At 73.3% G+C, this 18,025-nt stretch carries 15 protein-coding genes and 1 riboswitch; of the genes, 8 read left to right on the top strand and 7 right to left on the bottom strand.

Going from position 1 to position 18,025, the window contains the following annotated elements:
* Position 1 precedes the first annotated feature (1 nt).
* From ACFFR3_RS15360 to ACFFR3_RS15335, 6 genes are all read right to left on the bottom strand, one after another.
* Positions 2–3,001 carry an FtsX-like permease family protein gene (locus ACFFR3_RS15360; RefSeq protein ID WP_345400999.1) on the bottom strand — a complete coding sequence of 1,000 codons (3,000 nt, stop codon included), beginning with the start codon at positions 2,999–3,001 and terminating at the stop codon, positions 2–4.
* Positions 2,998–3,810: an ABC transporter ATP-binding protein gene (locus tag ACFFR3_RS15355; RefSeq protein WP_379483310.1), complete on the bottom strand. Its 813-nt coding sequence runs from the start codon at positions 3,808–3,810 to the stop codon at positions 2,998–3,000. Before ACFFR3_RS15355 ends, ACFFR3_RS15360 begins: the two co-directional genes overlap by 4 nt.
* 147 nt (positions 3,811–3,957) lie before the next feature.
* On the bottom strand, positions 3,958–4,620 hold the full coding sequence (locus tag ACFFR3_RS15350; protein WP_364373954.1) for an ATP-binding cassette domain-containing protein: 663 nt from the start codon (positions 4,618–4,620) through the stop codon (positions 3,958–3,960).
* Positions 4,621–4,805: 185 nt separating this feature from the next.
* The gene (locus tag ACFFR3_RS15345) at positions 4,806–6,650 is read right to left on the bottom strand and encodes a PH domain-containing protein (RefSeq protein ID WP_379483309.1); all 1,845 of its coding nucleotides are present in this window, start codon (positions 6,648–6,650) and stop codon (positions 4,806–4,808) included.
* Positions 6,647–7,138, bottom strand: a complete 492-nt coding sequence (locus ACFFR3_RS15340) for a PH domain-containing protein (RefSeq protein ID WP_379483308.1) — start codon at positions 7,136–7,138, stop codon at positions 6,647–6,649. The genes ACFFR3_RS15345 and ACFFR3_RS15340 overlap by 4 nt, the downstream gene beginning before the upstream one ends.
* Complete coding sequence (locus tag ACFFR3_RS15335) at positions 7,135–7,359, bottom strand: hypothetical protein (protein WP_345401023.1); 225 nt, start codon at positions 7,357–7,359, stop codon at positions 7,135–7,137. The genes ACFFR3_RS15340 and ACFFR3_RS15335 overlap by 4 nt, the downstream gene beginning before the upstream one ends.
* A 111-nt stretch (positions 7,360–7,470) precedes the next feature.
* Between ACFFR3_RS15335 and ACFFR3_RS15330 the strand changes: the two genes are divergently transcribed.
* Both ACFFR3_RS15330 and ACFFR3_RS15325 read left to right on the top strand, forming a co-directional pair.
* A complete protein-coding gene (locus tag ACFFR3_RS15330) occupies positions 7,471–8,715 on the top strand; it encodes a sensor histidine kinase (RefSeq protein WP_364373942.1) in 1,245 nt (414 codons plus the stop codon).
* On the top strand, positions 8,712–9,395 hold the full coding sequence (locus ACFFR3_RS15325) for a response regulator (RefSeq protein WP_345401032.1): 684 nt from the start codon (positions 8,712–8,714) through the stop codon (positions 9,393–9,395). Before ACFFR3_RS15330 ends, ACFFR3_RS15325 begins: the two co-directional genes overlap by 4 nt.
* Here the strand turns inward: ACFFR3_RS15325 and ACFFR3_RS15320 are convergent.
* Positions 9,377–10,453, bottom strand: a complete 1,077-nt coding sequence (locus tag ACFFR3_RS15320) for a phosphotransferase family protein (protein WP_379483307.1) — start codon at positions 10,451–10,453, stop codon at positions 9,377–9,379. The genes ACFFR3_RS15325 and ACFFR3_RS15320 overlap by 19 nt on opposite strands.
* 144 nt (positions 10,454–10,597) lie before the next feature.
* Between ACFFR3_RS15320 and ACFFR3_RS15315 the strand changes: the two genes are divergently transcribed.
* The 6 genes from ACFFR3_RS15315 (at position 10,598) to ACFFR3_RS15290 (ending at position 18,025) form a co-directional block, all read left to right on the top strand.
* Positions 10,598–11,920, top strand: coding sequence for an NYN domain-containing protein (locus ACFFR3_RS15315; RefSeq protein ID WP_364373933.1), 1,323 nt, complete (start codon positions 10,598–10,600; stop codon positions 11,918–11,920).
* Between the two features lie 146 nt (positions 11,921–12,066).
* Positions 12,067–12,981 (top strand): C40 family peptidase, encoded by a 915-nt coding sequence (locus tag ACFFR3_RS15310; protein ID WP_364373930.1) that lies wholly within the window; start codon positions 12,067–12,069, stop codon positions 12,979–12,981.
* A 679-nt stretch (positions 12,982–13,660) separates the two neighbouring features.
* Positions 13,661–13,826: riboswitch (cyclic di-AMP (ydaO/yuaA leader) on the top strand.
* Positions 13,827–13,920: 94 nt separating this feature from the next.
* On the top strand, positions 13,921–14,427 hold the full coding sequence (locus tag ACFFR3_RS15305) for a C40 family peptidase (RefSeq protein ID WP_379483306.1): 507 nt from the start codon (positions 13,921–13,923) through the stop codon (positions 14,425–14,427).
* A 132-nt stretch (positions 14,428–14,559) separates the two neighbouring features.
* The gene (locus ACFFR3_RS15300; protein ID WP_345401054.1) at positions 14,560–15,369 is read left to right on the top strand and encodes a gluzincin family metallopeptidase; all 810 of its coding nucleotides are present in this window, start codon (positions 14,560–14,562) and stop codon (positions 15,367–15,369) included.
* Between the two features lie 11 nt (positions 15,370–15,380).
* A complete protein-coding gene (locus tag ACFFR3_RS15295; protein ID WP_379483305.1) occupies positions 15,381–16,928 on the top strand; it encodes a M48 family metallopeptidase in 1,548 nt (515 codons plus the stop codon).
* Complete coding sequence (locus tag ACFFR3_RS15290) at positions 16,895–18,025, top strand: glycosyltransferase family 4 protein (RefSeq protein ID WP_345401062.1); 1,131 nt, start codon at positions 16,895–16,897, stop codon at positions 18,023–18,025. The genes ACFFR3_RS15295 and ACFFR3_RS15290 overlap by 34 nt, the downstream gene beginning before the upstream one ends.

Here is an 18,025-nt window from a genome sequence, read left to right as displayed (position 1 = left end):
CTCAGGCGGGGGCGTCGCGGAGGCGTTCGACGCGGATGCCGCGCAGCAGCAGCTCCGACACCGTCGCCGCGGCCAGCAGCGTCACGAGCAGGGCGGCGCCCACGACGAGCGCGACGGGCGCCGCCGCGATCTCGTGCGGCAGCGGCGGCGTGACCGGCGGCTCGGTGAACTGCGGGATGCGCCGCAGCGCCGCCTGCGCCGCGACGAGCCCGGCCAGCACCCCCGACAGCGTCCCCGCCATGACCGTGATGAGCTGTTCGAGCAGCAGCGACACCCGCAGCGCCCCCATCTTGGCGCCGGACGCCTCCAGCGCGGCCAGCTCGTAGCCGCGCCGCCGGGCCGCCGTGCGCAGCGCCAGCACCGTACGTCCCAGCGCGAGCGCCGCCGCGGCCAGCGCCGACACCAGCAGCAGCAACAGCGCCAGCCCGGGACCGCGCGCCGCGAACGAGGCGGCCAGCTCGCCCGCGTGCCGCCGGCTCACCACCGACAGCCCCTGCTCGGCCAGCGCCCGCTCCAGCGCGGCCACGTCGGACGTCCGCGTCCACACCTGGAACTGGGCCTGCTCGTGCACGCCGTACGCCATCCTGTCGGCCTGCTCCAGGTCCACCACCGCGCCCGCCTCCGTCAGCCCCGGCGCGGCGGCGGAGGTGGCGACGGCGTGCACGGGGGAGGCGTAGGCGTTGTCCAGCCCTGGCAGCGCCCGCCTGCCCAGGTCCGCGACCGCGAGGGCGGCCGGCTCGGCCCGGTAGGTGTCGGGGCGCAGCGTCTGGTTGCCGACCGGGGTGATGCCGAACGTGCCGCCGCGCTCGCGCGGGTTCTCGTCCACCCGCCAGGGCGGCAGGTCGAGCGCGGTCCAGCGGCCGTCGTCGCGTACGGACATGGCGGTGACCCGCACCCGCACGAACGCCGACTCGGTGTACTCGGCGGGCGGCACCGGCTCGCCCTGGAAGGCGCGCAGCTCGCAGGCGGCGTTCCGGCAGCTCGGCGGCAGGTTCCAGGCGTGCACGCCGGAGCGTCCGCGCAGCTCGCCGAGCGGGATCAGCGTGGGGCTCAGCCGGTCGGGTACGCGCAGCAGCGCCGTCAGCCGGATCGTCCAGCCCTCCGGCGGCAGGTCGTGGGTGACCGCGACACGGAAGCGCTCGCCCTTCAGCCACACGCGCGGCGTGCCGGGCCCGGTCAGCCCCGACACCGCGGACGCCAGCGACCTGCCGCCCGCCAGCTCGGGACGCCAGTGACCGACGGCGGCCAGCCTGGCCGGGTCGGTCGCGATGAGCTGCGGCGGACCCGGCATCCTGACCACCGGCGCGGCCAGGGTGCCCGACGGGTCGGCGGCGTCCACGGCGGCCAGCAGGCGGCTCGGCTCGACCGGGCGTACCGTGATGGCCGTGGGCGCGCCGTTGTGGAACCTCGCCGTCTCCGCGTAGTCGCCCGACGTGGCGCTCCACGCCGACACCGCGAACGTCGCCAGCCCGAACGCCGTGCCCAGCACGATCACGCTGCCCGCCGTCACCGGGCCGCGCGCGACCTGCCGCAGCGCGAGGAACGGCCCCAGACCGCCGCGCCGCCTGGTCACCCCGAACAGCCGCCCGGCCAGCACCGGCACCGCCCGGCTCGCCAGCAGCGCCGTGCCGAGCGCGATCAGTCCTGGCACCGCCAGTGCGCCCGAGCTCTGCCCCGTCACGTCCGTGATCACGCCGGTGGCCAGCAGCTCAACCAGGCCGACCGCGGTCACCGCGAGCACCACAGCGTCCAGCACCCAGCCCCGCGCCGACCTGCGCGGCGTGCGCCGCCACTCCTCGGTGACCGGGCGGGTCGCCGTACGCCAGGCCGCCAGCGCCGCCGCCAGTACTCCGCCCAGCATGGCCGCCACCCCGGCCGCCACCGCCTCCACCGGGAACGTGACCGGGATGCCGGGCGGCAGCAGCACCTTCGCCATCGCGTCGGCCGCCACCCTGCCCAGCAGCAGGCCCAGCGGCACGGCGGCGGCCAGCAGCAGGACCGGCTCGGTCAGCGCGTAGCGCCACACCCGCGCCCGCCCGTGGCCGCGCAGCCGGGCCAGCGCCAGCTCCGCGCTCCTCGCCCGTACCAGGTCGCCCACGGTCTGGAAGAGCAGCATCCAGCCGAGACCGACGAGCTGGGCCACCACCAGCAGCGTCGGGACGCCCAGCGAGCCGGTGTCGGCGGTCAGGCGTCTGAGCGTGTCGGCGACGCGCGAGTACACGATGGCCTCGCTCTGCCTGCCCGCCCGCTCCGCGCTCGCCTGGATCGCGGCCAGCTTCGGGACGTCGGCCCCCTCGACGCGCGACGGGTCCACGTAGACGATGCCGTAGTCGGTCCAGCCGTTCGGGCGACCGGAGGCGTCGGTGCCGCCGCCGATCGCGTACGTGCCGAGCCGCGTCTCCGGCACCGTGAACAGCGCGTCCGTCCTGCCCTCACCCGGCGCGCGCGAGGGGGAGAACAGCGTGCGGCCGAACCAGAACGGGTCCGACGGCGAGCCTGGACGGTAGATCCCCACGACGGTCAGCGGCGCGGGCACCCGCCGCGTCGCCGCGCCAGGCTCCATCTCGACGATCGAGGTGAGCCGCACCCGCTGGCCCACCTTGAACCCGGACGCCGCGCTCGCCATCACCTCCCTGGCCGCGCTCGGGCAGCGGCCCTTCGCCAGGGTCAGGTGCTCGCACTGGCCGTCCTGCCAGAGCAGCGTGTAGACGCTCTCGTCGTTCACCCTGCCGCTGGACGTCTCCATGCCCAGGACCGGCGGGGTGGTGAAGCGGGCGCCCGCCGTGAACGCCGCCAGCTTCTCCTCGATGCCGCCGAACCTCGTCGTGTACCGCCAGCCGCGGCCCTCCACCGGGGCCGTCTCCAGCGCGTTCCTGGCGATGGCGGTGCGGGCGGCGGCCGAGTAGACGGGGCCGACGGCCGCCGACGCGATCGGGACGAGCGCGATGAGCAGCACGACGAGCGAGAGCGTACGGCGTTCCCAGAGGCCACGCAGGATCACGGCTCCGCCCTCCTGAGCGCGATGCCGTCCGGCAGCTCCTCGATCCTCGCCATCGAGCCAGGGGGCAGCAGACGGTGGTACTCGGGCGGCACCTGCACGCCGCCCTCCCTGCCCACCACCACGAAGTCCTCGCCGCGCCTGCCCTCGGCGCCGACCCGGCCGTCCCTGATCGTCACCGTACGGCTCAGCGCCGCGCTGACCGCCGTGTCGTGCGTGACCACCACCGCCGTCGTGCCGTCGGCCGCGGCCGCCCGCTTGATCAGCTCGACCACCCGCGCCCCCGACTCCTCGTCGAGCTGGCTGGTCGGCTCGTCGGCGAGCAGCAGCCTGGGCCGGTTCGCCAGCGCGACCGCCACCGCCAGCCGCTGCTGCTCACCGCCCGACATGCGCCCCGCCGGCCGGTCGCCCGCCTCGCCGAGCCCCACCCTGCGCAGCAGCTCGGCGGCCCTGCGCCGGTCCCTCCTGACCGCCCGCTGGGCGAAGGCGACGTTCTGGGCGGCGCTGAGGTAGCCGATGAGGTTACGCGCCGGGTTCTGCAACACCATGCCGATCCTGGACGCCCGCAACCGGTCCAGTTTGCGCTGGTCGAGCCGCCCCATGTCCGTGCCGTTGAACCACAACCGCCCCGCGCTCGGCCGCACCAACCCCGCGAGCAACCACAGCAACGTCGACTTCCCCGCCCCCGACGGCCCCAGCAGCGCGACCGTCTCCCCCTCATCGATGACGAGATCCACGTCCCGCAACGCGACCACCTCGACGTCGCGCGCCTTGTAGATCTGCACGATCCCGTCACACCTGACGAGACTCATCCCCGTGCCTCTCCGTAGCGGGTGATGGCGTGATGGGGTGCGGGGCGGTGGCGTGACGGCGGTGTGGGGCGATGGTGCGGTGCGGCCGTGGGGCAGCGGTGCGACGGCGGGCGGGGCCTGGCGGTGTGCGGCGGAGGGCGGGGGAGGTCATGAGGTGGTCCTGGCGGGGTGGGTGGGGGCGCGGAGGTCGATGACGCGGTCGCAGCGGTCGGCGACCTCCGGGTCGTGGGTGGCGATCACCAGGGTGGTGCCCTCGTCCGCCGCTGCCAGTAGCTCGTCCAGGACGATCGCGCGGTGGTCGGCGTCCTGTTCGGCCGTCGGTTCGTCGGCCAGCAGGACCCGGGGGCACAGGGCCAGCGCCCTGGCCACCGCCACCCGCTGCTGCTGCCCGCCGGACAGCTCCTCCACCAGGTGGCCGGCGAACTTGGCGACCTTCACGCGCTCCAGCGCCTGCTCCGCCAGCCGCATCGCCTCCGCCGGCGGGCGGCCCGCGGCGCGCAGCGCGACCTCGACGTTCTCGGCCGCCGTGAGCAGGCTCAGCAGCCCGTACGACTGGAACACCAGCGCCAGCTCGGCCCGCAGCGCCGGTTGCTCGTCCAGCGGCACCCCGCGCACCAGGACCCGGCCCGCCACCGGCGGGAGCAGCCCGGCCAGCGTGGTCAGCAGCGTCGTCTTGCCCGATCCGGAAGGGCCCATGAGCGCGACACGCTCGGCGGGGAACAGCTCGAGCGTGAGGCCGGCGATGATCGTACGGCCGCCGGCACGGCAGGTGAGGGCGCGACACGCGAGCGCCGGTCCGCCAGTCGTCACGGGCGGATCATCACCTGACAGGACATCCCCGTCAACGGTTAATGCGGCTGCAACCCGGTTGCAAGTCGGACAAATACCGTTATCAACGTAGGCGCTTGAGCCGCGCGATGGGGTTTGCCCAGTACAGGGGCATGGGCAAACCCCGGGGGATCGCGCGGCTCGCCTGCTTTCCAGTGCCTCCTGGGTCACCTCCGTGAGCAGCCGCGGACTGGGAGGTGGACTGGGAAACGGACTGGGAAGCGGACGAGGAACGGGTCGAGCAGGCCGGGGACGGTGGCGGCGGCCAGGTCGAGGCCGTCGGAGCGGCCGACGTCCACCACCTCGTAATGGCCGCGCCCCGCCGCTGTCGTGGCCGAGACCGTCACCAGGCCGGAGCGGCGCTGGAAGAACGTCTCGGTGAACGTCCAGCCCGCGACACCCCGGCGATCGAGCGCCACCGTACGCCGCACCACCGCGCCTCTCCTCGTGACCAGGTGCTCGGGGCTGAGCGCGTGCCCGAGATTCGCCGCCCCCACCACGGCCAGCCAGAGCCCGTACGCCAGCACGACCAGCGTCCCCACGGCCGCCGCCACGGTCCAGCTCGCACCCTCGGCCCACGGCACGGCTCCCGCCGCCACGGCCGCCGACAGCCCGGCCGCGACGCCGGTCGCCGCCAGCGCGCGCATCACCCGCCTGCGCCGGGCGGCGGCCGGGTGCCGCGTCAGGGCCACCATGGCCTCTTCCAAGGAAGACCCCGCGGTGGTGACCGCAGTGGTGGCAGCGGTGGTGACCGCGGTGGTGGCCGCCGTGGTGGCCGCCGTGGTGACCGCCGTGGTGACCGCGGTGGCGATGCGGAGGGCGTCGGGGCGGGGGAGCGGCGGGGTGAGGGCGGCGGCGTCCTCGGTGTCCTTGTCGTCGGACCTGCTCAGTCCCGTGGCGATCGTCCTGACGCGGGCGGCTCCGGCCAGGCGGAGCAGGAGCGGCTCGCTGAGCTCGACGCCGCGCAGCCGGCGTTCCTGCATCGTCAGGGAGCGGGTGGTGAGCAGGCCGCGGCGCAGCCGGAGGCGGCCCGGCTCACGGTCGAGCCGGTAACGCCCCCACGACTCGGCGAACAGCAGCATCGCCCCCGCCGCCCCCACCGCCACGTTGAGCGCGAGCAGCGGCGGGACGGCGAGCAGTGGCTGCGCCGCGATCCACGCCCACAGCTCGGACGCCAGCCGCGTGGTGAACCTCTTCATGCCGAACGACTCGGACACCTTGTAGACCGCGCCCAGCACCACCGCCGCGCCGGTGAACGTCCACACCGACAGCGGCGCGTACCTGATCCACGACCACCGCAGCTCCGCCAGCGGCCCCTCACCGGCCGGGGCGCCCTGGCGCAGCAGCGTGCGGCGCAGCGCCTCGGCGTCGTGCCTGGTCAGCGGGTCGAGTGTCAGCTCGGGAGCGTCGCCCGCGTGCTCGCCGGTGCCGACCTTGACCACGGCCAGCCCGAACATCCGGTGCACGGGGTCGGCGCGCAGGTCCACGCTGCGTACGCGGTCGCGCGGGACCGAGCGGTGCTGCCGGGTGATGATGCCGGAGCGCAGCTCCAGCCGTTCGGGGGTCAGGCGCCAGCGGATGGCACGCACCCTGATCCCGTCGTACGCGACCGTGCCCGCCACGACGAGCACCACGGCCCCGGCGCACGCCGCCACGATGCCCCCGACCGGCCAGTCACGGCCGGCGAGGAATCGGACGAGGCCCAGCACGGCCCCCGCCGCGACCGCCAGCGACCTGACCCCGGTCACCCACGGACTCCGCCGCGCCACCCCCCGCCACGCCATGCCGGTTTCCGGCCCGATTTCCGGCCGCACCTTCGTCCCCACGTCCGTCCCCACGTCCGTCCCCACGTCCGTCCCCACGTCCGTCCCCACGTCCGTCCCCACGTCCGTCCCCACGTCCGTCCCCACGTCCGTCCCCACGTCCGTCCCCATGTCGGCCCCCGTCGCCGCCCCCGGCTCAGGCCCCGGGACGGGGCCGGGAATGCCGGTGTCCGGCTCGCGCGTGTTCACGTGGCGTCTCCCGGGGTGGCCTGGGTGCGGGTGGTCAGGTGGGCGGCGAGGTCGGCGGCCAGCTCGTGGCCGAGCCCGGCGATGGTGATCGCGCCCGCCGACGACGCCGTGGTCACCGTGACGTCGGCCAGCCCGAACAGCCGCTGCACCGGCCCCCGCGCGGTGTCGACCCGCTGGATCCGCGACATCGGCGCCACCTTCCACGTGTGCGTGAGCAGCCCCCGGCGGGTGTAGACGGCGTCGTCGGTGACCTCCCACCGCTCGACCCGGTAGGACATCCGGGGCGCCACCACGGCGAGCACCAGGCACCCTGCCGCGAACACCGCCACCAGCACCCCCAGCCAGCCGGGCCGCACGGTGAACAGCAGGTAAGCGACGACGGCGGCCCCGGCCAGAGGGACCATGAGCATGAGCCACCGCGCCGTCCACCACGCCACCGCCCGGGGATCGGCCCGGTGGCGCGGCGGACGCAGCCCGGTCGCGCTCATGCCTCCCCCTCCCGCCGCAGCGACCCGGCCACGGACAGCAGCGCGAAGCCGAGCACGCCGATCACGATGGACCCGAACACCTCATATCCCTTCAGCGCGGGCACCACGTTGACCACGAGCAGCCCGTGCGCCCATTCCCACCAGTTCCACAGGGCGTCGCCCAGCCCGGCCACTCCCTGCAGGAGCAGCAGCCAGCCCGACACCGTCAGCACCGCTTGCATGCCGCCAAGCCTGGCCAGGCCGGTGCGCCGGGCACATCGGCCCTAGGTCTCGCACGGCATCGACTTTGGTCGCTGTCGCCGTACCTCGCGTAGGGCCTAACCTCGATGAACGTGACGGAACTGCGGGGAGACGGCGTGCCCGCCCACGAATACCGGTGGGCGCTGCCGTCGGTGCTGCTGGGCGACGCCCGTGAGGGCGGGCGCGTGCGCCGCTCCACCCGCGACTGGATCGTCGACACGCTGATGTTCCTGGCCGCCTGCCTCATCACCTACCTGTCGCTCGTCGAGCTGGACAAGAAGCCCGAGCCCGACCCGCTGATGGCGCTGGAGCAGGTGACGGGGGCGCTGGCGTGCGTGGCGGTGTGGCTGCGGCGCCGGTGGCCGGTGGCGCTGTCGGTGACCACCGCGCTGCTGTCGTCCTATCTGGAGCTGGTGGGCGGGGCGTGCGTGGTGGCGCTGTTCACGGTGGCGGTGCACCGGCCGCTGAAGATCTCGGGGCCGGTCGCGCTGCTCAACTTCCTCACCCTCGTCCCCTTCGTGGCCCTGCGCCCGGAGGACGACGACGAGCGGGCATGGGCGGTGGCGCTGGGCGTGACGGTCGTGCTCATGGTGTTCGCGTGGGGCATCGTGGTCAGGGCGCGGCGGCAGCTCGTCTGGTCGCTCAGGCAGCGCGCCGACAGCGCCGCCGAGCAGGCCAAGCAGCTCGAACGCGAGCGCATCGCCAGGGAGATGCACGACGTGCTGGCCCACCGCATCTCGATTCTCAGCCTGCACGCGGGCGCGCTGGAGTTCCGTCCCGACGCGCCGCCCGCGGAGATCGCCAGGGTGGCGGGTGCCATCAGGACCAGCGCCCACCAGGCGCTGCAGGACCTGCGCGAGGTGATCGGCGTGCTGCGGCACGCGGGCCCCGAGGCCGACGTCGTGCCCGACCGGCCGCAGCCCACGCTGGCCGACCTGCCCGCGCTGGTGGAGGAGTGCCGGCAGGCGGGCATGGACGTCCGGCTCGACCTGCGGGCCGGCGACGTGCCCGACGGGCAGGGCCGTAACCTCTACCGCATCGTCCAGGAGGCGCTGACCAACGCGCGCAAGCACGCGGGCGACGTCCCGGTGAGCGTCGTCGTCGCGGGCGAGCGCGGCGAGGAGCTGTCGGTCGAGGTGCGCAACCCGCTCGGGGCACGCCCGGTCCGCCCGTCCGGGGCCCGTCTGCCCGGCGCGGGCGCCGGGCTCATCGGGCTGACCGAGCGGGCCGAGCTGGCGGGCGGCCGGCTGGAGCACGGCGCGACGCCGGAGGGGGAGTTCGTGGTACGCGCCTGGCTGCCGTGGCCGCTGGAGACGACGCGGGAGGACGTTCCATGACCACAGCCGACCAGGACGGCCCGATCAGGGTGCTCATCGTCGACGACGACCCGATGGTGCGGGCCGGGCTGTCGATGATCCTCGGCGGCGCCGGCGACATCGAGATCGTCGGTGAGGCCGCCGACGGCGCCGAGGTGCCGCCGCTGGTCGCCGAGCACCGGCCGCGGGTGGTGCTGATGGACATCCGCATGCCCGGCGTCGACGGGCTGACCGCCACCGAGGCGCTGCGCCGCACGTCCGCGCCGCCCGAGGTGGTGGTGCTGACCACGTTCCACGCCGACGCGCAAGTGCTGCGCGCGCTGCGGGCCGGGGCGGCCGGGTTCCTGCTGAAGGACATCGCGCCGGTCGACCTGGTGGCGGCCATCAGGAAGGTCGCGGCGGGCGAGCCGATCCTGTCGCCCGCGGTGACGCGCCAGCTCATCAGCCATGTGGCCGACAGAGGGGCCGACGGCGGGGCCGGCGACCGCACCCAGCGGGCCAGGAAGCTGCTCGCCCGCCTCAGCGAGCGCGAGCGCGAGGTGGCGATGGCCGTCGGGCAGGGCAAGTCCAACGCGGAGATCGGGCGCGAGCTGTTCATGAGCGTGCCCACGGTCAAGGCGCACGTCTCGCGCATCCTCACCAAGCTCGACCTCAACAACCGGGTGCAGGTGGCGCTGCTGGTCTACGACGCCACCTCGTAGCTCGCCAGCAACCGCTCGATGGTGGCGCGGTGCAGCACCAGGTCGTCCGGGTCGTCGGGCATGGCCTGCTCGCCGAAGTGGATGCGCCGCCGCCAGACCCTGGCCATCACGACGCCGTGCCGCAGGGCGGCGTACAGCTCGTAGAAGTCCAGGTCGCGGGGCTCGTACCCGGTCAGCTCGCGGTAGGTGCGGCAGACGTCGGCGCTGCGCATGAAGCCCGGCATGCCGGGCAGGCCACCGCCCACGGTGAGGTCCTGGAAGAAGCGGTGCAGGAAGATCATCCAGGACACGTCCAGCTCGGGCGGTCCCACGGCGGCCATCTCCCAGTCGAGCACCGCGGCGGGCATGAAGTCCCGGTAGATGATGTTGCCGATCCTGGCGTCGCCCCAGCTCAGCACGTCGGGGCCGGGCTCCTTCGGCCAGTGCGCCTCCAGGCAGTCGAACGCGCGCTCCAGCAGCGGGATGCGGTACGTGCCGTGCGCCCACTCGTAGTAGGCCCGTTGCGCCGCGACGTGCGCGCGCAGCCCGGCGGGTCCGAGCGGGGCCAGCTCGGCCGGCGTGAACGCCGTACGGTGCAGCGCCGCGAGGATCCCGACGCTCGCGTCCTGCAGCCGCCGCCGGTCGGCGGGGGAGGCGTCGTAGAGCCATCCCCCGAACGTGTACGGCATCACGTCCGGCGGCACCTCACCGTCCACCCGCTCCATGACCAGGAACGGCGTGCCCAGCGGCGCCGGGTCGGGCTCGAACCAGAGGGCCCTCGGCGCTGGGATCCCAGCTTTTTCCCTGGCCAGGCGCATCAGCTCGAACTGCGTGCGCAGATCGTAGGAGGGGAAGACGGGAACGGCCTCCTGCGCAGGTGCCAGGCGGGCCACGCAGCGGGTGGAGCGGCCGTCCCAGGTGGCGGAGAAGAACAGGGTCTCGCTGGACAGCCCGTTCTCCGCAGGCCTGGACATCTCCGACACCGACGCGCTCGCGCCGACCTTGGCACGGAGCCAGGCGGTGGCGCGTTCCCGCAGTTCGGCCAGGTCGCGGGTGGACGTACGAAGCTGCTCGGCCACGGTGGACCTCCCGGGGGGAGACGAGTCCTGCGACAGTCGTATACCGCCTAGCAAGCGCTTGTCCACAAGCGGGTGGCCGTTACGGTCAGGTACGCAACAGCCGTACCCTTGTCTGAAAGGGCATGTCACGAAGGGACAAGTGGGATGAGTTCAGCGGGTGAAGGCCTGTCTCGCCCGCTTCCCGAGCAGGTGCGGCTCAACGTCGTCGATCTGGCGTCGCAGGTCCTCGGCACGGTGCCGACCGCGACGATCCCGCCACCCCTGCGCGGCATCGCCAAATTCGACCCCCGCAAACGCGCCAAACTCGGCGGCGCGCCCATCGCGGCGCAGCTCGAGAACGACAAGAAGTTCCGCGAGCTGGTCGCCGAGTCCGTCGCCGCGGGCTGGCCCGAGCTGGTCTCCGCACTGGCCGAGGGCAACGTGCCACCGGCGGCCGATCCCGTGCTGGTGGCGGCGGCAGCCTATCTGACCCGGCCGCCGGGTTGGGCGGAAATGATCGAAACCGCCCGAGCCGACCTCGAACGTTCGGCCGTGGCGGCGGAGGGCTCCGAGCGCGAGGAGGCGGTCGCCCGCCTGCGCGAGCAGCTCGCCGCCCAGAAGACCGCCGCCAAGGAGGAGGCCGACCGGCTGCGCGAGCAGCTCAAGGCGGCCCGCGCGGAGAACTCCGACCTGCGCCGCAAGCTCCACGACGCCCGCGAGCGGGCCAAAGCGGCGGTGCGGCGGGCCGAGGAGATGGAGCACGCCGCCGAGGAGGCCAGGACCGCCGCCTCCCACGCGGGCAGCGGCGCCGAGGCCGAGCTGCGGCGGCTGCGCGAGCGCCTCGCCGACGTGGAGAAGCAGCTCGAAGCCTCGCGCCGGGCCGCCCGCGAGGGAAGGAGCATCGAGGACGCCCGCATCCGCGTGCTGCTCGACGCCCTCCAGGACGCCTCCGCCGGGCTGCGCCGGGAGCTGGCGCTGCCGACCACGATCAGCCGGCCCGCCGACTCGGTCGCGGCGGTCACCGGCGAGCGCCCCAACGTCCGCGGCGTGCCCGCCCGCGCGCTGGCCGACGACGACCCGCAGCTGCTCGACCAGCTCCTCGCGCTGCCGCAGGTGCACCTCATCATCGACGGCTACAACGTCACCAAGACCGGCTACGGCACGCTCACCCTCGCCGACCAGCGCACCCGCCTCATGAACGGGCTCGGCGGCCTCGTCGCCCAGACCCGCGTCGAGGTGACGGTGGTCTTCGACGGGGCGGAGCTCAACGCGCCGGTGCAGGTGGTGGCGCCGCGGGGGGTGCGGGTGCTGTTCAGCGCGCCGGGGGAGATCGCCGACGACCTGATCCGCCAGCTCGTCCGCGCCGAGCCGCCGGGCCGGGCCATCGCCGTCGTCTCGTCCGACCGCGAGGTGGCCGAGTCCGTACGCCGGATGGGAGCCAGACCCGTTCCGTCTGGTTTGCTGCTGCGCCGACTGAGTCGCGCCTAAGTTACGAATTGGTAGGTTTAGCACTAGCTCACCCGCCACTTCTGTACTATTTCGCCCCAGATGTAAATCCTGGGGAGGGCGATACAGTGAGGTTTGGCCGGGTGCCGATGGCCGCGGGTCTCGCGTTCGGACTGATGCTGACTCCGATGGGAGCGGCTCTCGCTGATCCCCAGCCCACGCTGGCCCAGGCGAAGGCCAAACTGGAGAAGCTCAACGACAAGGCGGACAAGGTCGTCGACCGGTACAACACCGCCACCGAGCGCTACAAGAAGGCCAAGGGCACCTACTCCTCGCTCGACACGAGCTACAAGCGCAAGCTGGCCACCGTCGCCGACCTGCGCGCCCAGGTGGCCGGCATGGCCGTCGACAGCTACAAGCTGGGCGAGGACATCACCTCATGGCCCGGCATCTTCGGCTCGAACGACCCCCAGGGCCGCCTGTCCGGGCTCGCCGTGGCCGGGCAGCTCTCCCAGGAACGCCTGCAGAAGCTCGCCGCCTTCGACCGGGAGAACCGGGGGCTGAAGATCGAGCGGGACAAGGCGCAGAAGGCGCTCAAGGCCGCCGACAAGGAACGCGACGCCGTACAGAAGGAACGCTCGGAGATCCTCAAGCTGGTCGCGCAGCAGAAGAAGCTGCTGAAGAAGCTGGGGGCGTACAACCCGGGCAACCCCAACAGCACCGGCATCAAGTACACCGGGCCGGCGTCGGGGAGCGCGGCCTCGGTGCTGCGGTTCGCGTACGCGCAGGTCGGCAAGCCGTACGTGTTCGGCGGCACCGGGCCCGGCGGGTACGACTGCTCGGGGCTCACGCAGGCGGCCTGGCGGGCCGCCGGGGTCTCGCTGCCCCGGACGACGTGGCAGCAGTGGGCCTGGGGCCAGAGCCGGCGGGTCTCCCTGGACGCGCTGCAGCCCGGCGACCTCATCTTCTCCGAGGGCCTGGGACACGTCAGCATTTATGCGGGCAACGGGCAGATCGTCCACGCGCCGCAGACCGGCGACGTCGTCAAGGTCGTCAAACTCTCCGCCTACGGCCGCAACCTCGTCGGCGCCATCCGCCCGTAGCCGGCCATCCGGCTCCTGGCCCCCGGCCCCCGGCATCCAGCTTCCGGCTCCGGGCGATCCGGCCGCCGGGGCTTACTGCGTGACAGCGGGGGTTCCGGCCTGGCGTCGGCTCCTGGCGCTCGCCGTTCCGCACGCCCCTCATCGCGGTCGCGTTCAGCATCAGCACTCTGCGCAAGCGGTGGCCGCTCGGCTGTGATCCATGTCGCAGCTCATCTACGAAGATCGATAGTTGCCAAGGTCCTTGATCGGCGTGCTTCGACGGGCGTGACCTCCTGATCGGTCACTACTAGGGCGAGTCGTACAAAGGGTGGATTTTTCGGGGTGAGCGTCCCTCGCGTCCGGCCGGCCAGCGGGGGCGAGAAGGGTGTTCGCGTTTGTGACTGCTGTGACTCATGTGACTGCTGGGACCTGACAAAAGCCCGGGAAAGCAAGTGTGAGTGAGGTCACATTTTGGTCACAAGACCTGGGGTTCCAGCAGGGGTTTCAAGTCTGACAAATCCCGCTATCCGATCTTTACAGGGCCATTCACGCTTTGCAGATTCTTGACCCTTCGGCGTAGCTTCTGGCGTCGTCGCGGTGAACAAGCCATGTCGCCGCGAACCGGCATCGGTCCCTCCCGATGTGAGACAGACAAAAATCCGCCGGTCGGCCCTGATATCCCCATCGCACTTCTGATCGGGGTGCCGACCTGCCGAATCCGTGCAGCCAGGAGGCACGGAGCCGGGGACCCAGCGATCCCACGTTCCCCAAGGGATCAGGGGTGAATCGGCGCGCCCATCGCGCCGTAGGGCGACTTCCACGCCCGAATCCGTCAGCTAACCCGGTAGGCGTTCGTGGAAGACACAAGGAGAAATCCTGTCTAACTCCCTGCAGAACCCCCGCCTGTCCCGCCTTGCCCTGAGTGGTGTCGCACTCACGATGACCGTGACGGCCGGAGGTATGGTCCTCCATGCTCCGGCAGCTCAGGCGGCGACGACCCGCGAGACCAGTGCGGCGGCCGGCACGACGGTGAAGGCGGCGACCACCGCCCGCACCACGGCGTCGGCGAAGGCCCGTAAGAAGGCCGCCAAAGCCGCCCGGCAGAAGGCGAGGGCCGGCAAGGCCGTCGCCGTGGCCAAGAAGCAGATCGGTGACCCGTACCGTTACGGGGGCACAGGACCTGGTTCGTTTGACTGCTCAGGCCTCGTCCAGTTCGCCTGGAAGAAGGCCGGCGTCAAACTCCCGCGCGTGACGAACAGCCAGTTCGCCCGCACGAGGAAGAAGGTCTCCTGGCGCCATCTCAAGCCAGGTGACCTGATGTTCTTCAACGGGCTCGGCCATGTGGGCATGTACGTCGGCAAGGGCAAGATGATCCATTCACCGCGGACAGGTGAACGGGTACGCATCGACAAGCTGAGCGGATGGCGAAGGTCGTCCTTCGTCGGCGCCGTCCGTCCCGGCGTGTGAAGAAGCCCCGTCCGGATCCTCCCCGATCCGGACGGGGCTCTCGCGTTCCCGAGCTTCGACTCGTGGGGTGCGTACGGGGGCTCTCGCGTTCCCGACCCTTGACCCGCAAGGCAGCGCATACGATCGGGCACTGTGTCCGAGCAGGTGAGCCGACGAGCCGCGGTGACCGGGCTGGTGCTCCTCGCCGTCTCGGCCGCCGCTCCGCTGCCTGACGCGCCCGTCCTGCCTGCGCAGGCGCGCGACCTGTGGCCGGGGCTCCACGTCGTACGCCGCGGCCGGTGGTCCACGGTCGTGGGCCACGACGCCGCGGGGCTCGACGAGCTGGCGCGCAGGGCCGATACGGCGGGCCGGAGGGTGTCGGCGGTGCTCGCCCGCTCCGTACGCCCCCTGATCGTCGTCCCGGCCGGCGCCCGTGAGGCCGCGCGCCTGGCCCGGGTGGGCGGGGTGGACGGGCTCGCGGCGGTGGCCGACGGCGCGCGGGTGATCGTCGTCCCCGAGGCGTTCGCCACCCTCAACCCCGTCGGCAGGGACGTCGTCCTCGCCCACGAGCTCACCCACGTCGTCGCCGGCACCGACAATCTGCCCGTCTGGCTGTACGAGGGTTTCGCCGACTACGTCGCCTACCGCGACGCCGGACTGCCCGTGGCGACGGCCGCCGCCGAGCTGGCCGCCGAGGTGCGCGCCGGGCGCCTCCCGACCGTTCTGCCCGGACCTGCGGCTTTCGCGGCGGACGGGGGTGACCCGGCCGGGCTCGCGCGGGCGTACCAGGAGGCGTGGCTGGCGTGTCGCTTCCTCGCTGACCGGTTCGGTGAGGGGACCCTGGTGAGGCTCTACCGTGCGGCCCGCGTGGACGGGGCCGATCGGGCGCTCGCCGCGCTCGGGCTCTCCGTCGCGACGCTGACCGCGCGGTGGCGCGCGTACGTGCGGGATCAGCTCGTATGAAGGGGAGGCAGATGAGCGAACGACAAGACCCGGACGACCGGGAGACGAACCACGCCCCGGAGGAGGAGACCCGAGAAGCGGAGGGCGCCCTGACAGCGGTGGGCGCCCCGAGCTCACCGGCCACGGAACCAGCCGCGAGCGATCCGGCGAACAGCGGGCCGAACGAGGGCAAGGCCCGCAGCGGCGGGCCGGACGGCGCGGGCGCCGGGGGCGGCGGTGAGGAGCGCGGACAGGACCGGGGCGGCGGGCCGGATGGCGCGGGCGCTGCGGGCGCCGGGGGCGGGGGGAAGGGTGCGGGGATGGACGAGCGGGGGGTGACCACGCCGGCGCTGCGCCGTCAGGCGGGCGTGGCGCTGGCGCTGCTGGGCATCGTGATCCTCGCCGTGGCCGCGTTCACCACGCCGTGGCACGTCCTGACGGGCGGCCCGCCCGACCCGGCGCGCGACTTCACCGCCGCCCAGATCGCCAGGGGAGAGGCGTTCGACGCGGCGACGAGCCTGCCGAGCTATCTCTCGCTCGCGCTCACCCTCATCTTCGCCGGCCTGCTGGTGGCGACCCCGTTCGGGGCGAAGGTGCTGGGCGTGCTGAAGGGCCCGTGGTGGCTGCGGGTGATCATCGGCACCGTGGTGATCACCGCGATCGTCGAGGCGCTCAGGTGGCCGCTCGGCATGTGGTTCGAGACGATCTTGCGCGAGTACGGCCTGTCCACCCAGGACTGGGCCGGCTGGACGGCGGACCGGCTGAAGAACCTGGGCGTGGAGACGGTCCTGCTCAGCCTCATGCTGCTGGTCCTGGTAGCGCTGGCCCGCCACGTGCGGCGCTGGTGGATCCCGGCGGCGCTGGGGGCGTTCGCGTTCACGGTGGCGGCCTCGTTCGTCTACCCGGTGGTGTTCGAGCCGCTGTTCAACGAGTTCACCCCCATGCAGCAGGGCGCGCTGCGGACGAACCTGCTCGACCTGGCCGCGCGCGACGGCGTGCCGGTGGAGGACGTGCTGGTGGCCGACGCCTCACGCAGGACGACGGCGCTCAACGCGTACGTGTCGGGCTTCGGCGCGACCCGCCGCATCGTCGTCTACGACACGCTGCTGCGGGCCCCGCAGCGCGAGGTGGAGCTGGTCGTGGCGCACGAGCTGGGCCACGCCAAGTACGACGACGTCCTGCACGGCACGCTCATCGGCGCGCTCGGCTCGGCGTTCGGCGCGATCCTGCTCTACCTGGTGTTCGACCCGCTGCGGCGGCGGACGAAGGTCACCTCGATCACCGATCCGCGGGCGGTCGGCGCGCTGCTGGGGCTGATGACGATCGGCGGGTTCCTGCTGGGCCCGGCCCAGAACCTGATCAGCCGGCACATCGAGGCCAGGGCCGACGTGCACGCGCTGGACCTGACGCGGGATCCGGCCACGTTCATCGCCATGCAAAAACGCCTGGCAACAACCAACATTTCCGACTTGACGCCAAATGCGGTGGAATATGTGCTCTATGCCTCCCATCCGTCAAGTCCCGAGCGCATCGCCATGGCCCGCACATGGGCCCGGCTGAACGGCGTGCCCATCCCGTGACACCTTCCGCCGTGCTCTTCGTCACGAACGACTTCCCGCCCCGCACGGGCGGGATCCAGTCGTTCGTGCACGGGCTCGCGCTGCGCACGCCAGGCGTGACGGTCTACGCCCCCGCCTGGCCGGGCAGCGCCGAGTTCGACCGGCGCCAGCCGTTCCGCGTCGTGCGGCACCCCACCCGGCTCATGCTGCCTGTCCCGGCTGTCGCGCGCACGGCGGCCGGGCTGGTGGCCGCGCACGGCGTGCGGACCGTGGTGTTCGGGGCGGCGGCGCCGCTCGGCCTGCTCGCCCCGCGGCTGCGCGGGGCGGGCGCCGAGCGGGTGGTGATGCTCACCCACGGCCACGAGGCGTCGTGGGCGAGCGCGCCGGGCTTCCGCTCGGTGCTGCGCAGGATCGGCGGGCACGCGGACGTGGTGACGTACCTGGGGGAGTACACCCGCGCCAGGCTGGCCCCCGTCATCCCGCCGGGCAAGCTCGTCAGGCTCGCGCCCGGCGTGGACGCCGAGCAGTTCCAGCCCGGGGCGGGCGCGCCGGTCAGGGCCCGGCTGGGCCTCGGGGAGCGGCCCGTGGTGGTGTGCGTGTCGCGGCTGGTGCCGCGCAAGGGCCAGGACCGGCTCATCGCCGCCTGGCCGCAGGTGCTGCGCTCGGTGCCGGACGCGGTGCTGCTGCTGGTGGGCGGCGGTCCGTACCGGCGGCGGCTGGAACGGCTGGCGGGCGGGCACGAGTCGATCAGGTTCACCGGCACGGTCCCCGCCGCCGACCTGCCCGGCTACTACGCGGCGGCGGACGTCTTCGCGATGCCGTGCCGCACCCGGCTACGAGGCGTGGACGTGGAGGGCCTCGGCATCGTGTTCCTGGAGGCGTCCGCGACCGGCCTGCCGGTGGTGGCCGGCCGGTCGGGAGGGGCCCCCGACGCCGTACGATCCGGCGAGACCGGCCTGGTCGTCGACGGCGAGGACCCGCGCGAGATCGCGCAGGCCGTCGTCGAGCTGCTCACCGACGCCCAGAAGGCCCGCAAGATGGGCGCGGCCGGCCGCGACTGGATCACCGGCGAGTGGACCTGGGACGAGGTCGCCGCCCGCTTCCGCGCCCTGCTGTGA

The organism is Nonomuraea salmonea (genome assembly GCF_042428605.1).
GTDB classification, from domain to species: domain Bacteria; phylum Actinomycetota; class Actinomycetes; order Streptosporangiales; family Streptosporangiaceae; genus Nonomuraea; species Nonomuraea salmonea.
Note: the sequence above shows the minus strand (reverse complement) of the source record. Positions and strands in the feature narration are given on the sequence as shown.

Coding starts and splice junctions, on each gene's coding strand:
- ACFFR3_RS15315 (WP_364373933.1), top strand. CDS start 10,598: ATGAGTTCAGCGGGTGAAGGCCTGTCTCGCCCGCTTCCCGAGCAGGTG.
- ACFFR3_RS15355 (WP_379483310.1), bottom strand. CDS start 3,810: ATGAGTCTCGTCAGGTGTGACGGGATCGTGCAGATCTACAAGGCGCGC.
- ACFFR3_RS15310 (WP_364373930.1), top strand. CDS start 12,067: ATGGGAGCGGCTCTCGCTGATCCCCAGCCCACGCTGGCCCAGGCGAAG.
- ACFFR3_RS15335 (WP_345401023.1), bottom strand. CDS start 7,359: ATGCAAGCGGTGCTGACGGTGTCGGGCTGGCTGCTGCTCCTGCAGGGA.
- ACFFR3_RS15340 (WP_379483308.1), bottom strand. CDS start 7,138: ATGAGCGCGACCGGGCTGCGTCCGCCGCGCCACCGGGCCGATCCCCGG.
- ACFFR3_RS15290 (WP_345401062.1), top strand. CDS start 16,895: ATGGGCCCGGCTGAACGGCGTGCCCATCCCGTGACACCTTCCGCCGTG.
- ACFFR3_RS15325 (WP_345401032.1), top strand. CDS start 8,712: ATGACCACAGCCGACCAGGACGGCCCGATCAGGGTGCTCATCGTCGAC.
- ACFFR3_RS15305 (WP_379483306.1), top strand. CDS start 13,921: ATGGTCCTCCATGCTCCGGCAGCTCAGGCGGCGACGACCCGCGAGACC.
- ACFFR3_RS15295 (WP_379483305.1), top strand. CDS start 15,381: ATGAGCGAACGACAAGACCCGGACGACCGGGAGACGAACCACGCCCCG.